The following is a 2,721-nucleotide window of genomic DNA, read 5'->3' as shown; positions in this document are numbered from 1 at the left end:
CAGCACCCCGCCGCGCGGGGCGTCCCGCGCGGCGGCCGCCCCGCGAGCGCCACCGGTCACTGGGCGGCGAGGCCCCCGTTGCGCTCGGTGGGCTCCAGGTCGAACTCCCCGTCGCGCGCGCCCAGCACGAAGGCCCGCCACTCCGCCTCCGTGTACCGCAGCACGGTGTCCGGGTCGAGCGAGGACCGCATGGCCACCGCGCCCTCGGGCAGGTGGGCGATCTCCACCCGTTCCTCGTCCTGCTCGGTACCGGGTGCGCAGTGCCACTCGACGCCCGAGATGTCGAGCGCGTAGAGCTCGTCCCGTTCCCGCTCCTTGCGCGCCTTCATCTCCTCAGCCGTCTCGCTCATCCCGCAGCGACCCCTTCCCGACGTACGTACGCTGTGACGGTCACACTACTGGCGGTCGTACCCGCTTGTCGGGGCTTGTGCACAGCGGTCCGGCCCCGGTCGGACCCGTCCGCCGGCACTGGTACTCTTGACGACGGCCGTTTGTGTACGCACCTCCGGAGTCCCCCGCGGATCCTGGAGGAAGCGCCCAGCGGATCCCCGCCTCCCGAGTAACGGAAGCTCTCCCGCGATGCAGACCGGGAGCACTCGGAGGCAGTACACAGACCACGAGGAGTACGCGTGTCGCTCGACGCCGCCACGAAGAAGCAGATCATCGGCGAGTTCGGTACCAAGGAGGGTGACACCGGCTCCCCCGAGGTCCAGGTCGCCCTGCTGTCCCGTCGGATCTCCGACCTGACCGAGCACCTCAGGACCCACAAGCACGACCACCACTCCCGCCGTGGTCTGCTGATCCTCGTCGGTCAGCGCCGTCGCCTGCTGCAGTACCTGGCGAAGAAGGACATCCAGCGCTTCCGTGCGCTGGTCGACCGCCTGGGCATCCGTCGCGGTGCGGCGGGCGCCAAGTAAGACGCCATGAAGGGAGCGGTTCCCGGAGAAACCCGGGGCCGCTCCCTTTGCCGTACGTGCGGAAACGTGCGGAGTGTCACTCACGCTTTGTAGTGTGGGAGCACAACGCATCACGAAGGAGAAGTGCACCCAAGCCGCCGCCGGTCCTCGGTAGTGGCCCCCGGGGGGAAGCGAGCCCCGGGTGCTTCGATCGAAGACCGGCCCGCACCGCAAGGCGCGCTTCTCCGCGACCGTCCCCCTGCCACACGGGCAGACCGGGACAAAAGACGATAAGTAGACGAAAAGTAACGGAGAACATGCTAGTGGAGAACGAGACCCACTACGCCGAGGCCGTCATCGACAACGGCGCCTTCGGTACCCGCACCATCCGCTTCGAGACGGGCCGCCTGGCCAAGCAGGCCGCCGGCTCCGCCGTGGCGTACCTGGACGACGACACCATGGTGCTGTCGGCCACCACCGCCTCCAAGAACCCCAAGGACCAGCTCGACTTCTTCCCCCTCACGGTGGACGTCGAGGAGCGGATGTACGCCGCCGGCAAGATCCCGGGTTCCTTCTTCCGCCGTGAGGGCCGGCCGAGCGAGGACGCGATCCTCACCTGCCGTCTGATCGACCGCCCGCTGCGCCCGTCCTTCAAGAAGGGCCTTCGCAACGAGATCCAGGTCGTCGCCACCATCATGGCGCTCAACCCCGACCACCTGTACGACGTCGTCGCGATCAACGCCGCGTCCGCGTCCACCCAGCTGGCCGGCCTGCCCTTCTCCGGCCCCATCGGCGGCGTCCGCGTCGCGCTGATCAACGGCCAGTGGGTCGCGTTCCCGACCCACAGCGAGCTGGAGGACGCCGTCTTCGACATGGTCGTCGCCGGCCGTGTCCTGGAGGACGGCGACGTCGCGATCATGATGGTCGAGGCCGAGGCCACCGAGAAGACCATCCAGCTGGTCAAGGGCGGCGCCGAGGCCCCCACCGAGGACGTCGTGGCCGCCGGTCTGGACGCCGCGAAGCCCTTCATCAAGGTCCTGTGCAAGGCCCAGGCCGACCTCGCCTCGAAGGCCGCCAAGCCGACCGGCGAGTTCCCGATCTTCCTCGACTACCAGGACGACGTCCTGGAGGCGCTGTCCGCCGCGGTCCGCCCGGAGCTCGCCTCCGCGCTGACCATCGCGGGCAAGCAGGAGCGCGAGGCCGAGCTGGACCGCGTCAAGGGTCTGGCCGCCGAGAAGCTGCTCCCCGAGTTCGAGGGCCGCGAGAAGGAGATCTCCGCCGCGTACCGCTCGCTCACCAAGCAGCTGGTCCGCGAGCGCGTGATCAAGGAGAAGAAGCGCATCGACGGCCGCGGCGTCACGGACATCCGTACGCTCGCCGCCGAGGTCGAGGCCATCCCGCGCGTGCACGGCTCGGCGCTGTTCGAGCGTGGCGAGACCCAGATCCTGGGCGTCACCACCCTCAACATGCTCCGTATGGAGCAGCAGCTGGACACCCTCTCCCCGGTGACCCGCAAGCGCTACATGCACAACTACAACTTCCCGCCGTACTCCACCGGCGAGACCGGCCGCGTGGGCTCCCCGAAGCGCCGCGAGATCGGCCACGGCGCCCTCGCCGAGCGCGCCCTGGTCCCGGTCCTGCCGACCCGCGAGGAGTTCCCCTACGCGATCCGCCAGGTGTCCGAGGCCCTCGGCTCCAACGGCTCGACGTCCATGGGTTCCGTCTGCGCCTCCACCATGTCGCTGCTCAACGCCGGTGTGCCGCTGAAGGCCCCGGTCGCCGGTATCGCCATGGGCCTGATCTCCCAGGAGATCGAGGGCGAGAC

The 2,721-nt window shown here is 69.3% G+C and carries 3 protein-coding genes; 2 read left to right on the top strand and 1 reads right to left on the bottom strand.

The window, feature by feature from the left end:
• Positions 1-56: 56 nt before the first annotated feature.
• Positions 57-350 (bottom strand): DUF397 domain-containing protein, encoded by a 294-nt coding sequence (locus ABZ646_RS44450; RefSeq protein WP_360532868.1) that lies wholly within the window; start codon positions 348-350, stop codon positions 57-59.
• A 279-nt stretch (positions 351-629) separates the two neighbouring features.
• On the opposite strand from ABZ646_RS44450, the gene rpsO reads away from it, so the two are divergent.
• Both rpsO and ABZ646_RS44440 read left to right on the top strand, forming a co-directional pair.
• Positions 630-917, top strand: a complete 288-nt coding sequence (rpsO, locus tag ABZ646_RS44445; RefSeq protein ID WP_132889906.1) for a 30S ribosomal protein S15 — start codon at positions 630-632, stop codon at positions 915-917.
• 302 nt (positions 918-1,219) lie between these two features.
• Positions 1,220-2,721 (top strand): polyribonucleotide nucleotidyltransferase (locus tag ABZ646_RS44440; RefSeq protein WP_360532871.1); only part of this gene is annotated, 1,502 nt, incomplete at its 3' end.

The organism is Streptomyces sp. NPDC007162 (assembly GCF_040634175.1).
In the GTDB taxonomy this organism is placed as follows: domain Bacteria; phylum Actinomycetota; class Actinomycetes; order Streptomycetales; family Streptomycetaceae; genus Streptomyces.
This window is presented reverse-complemented; position numbering and strand designations above follow the sequence as displayed.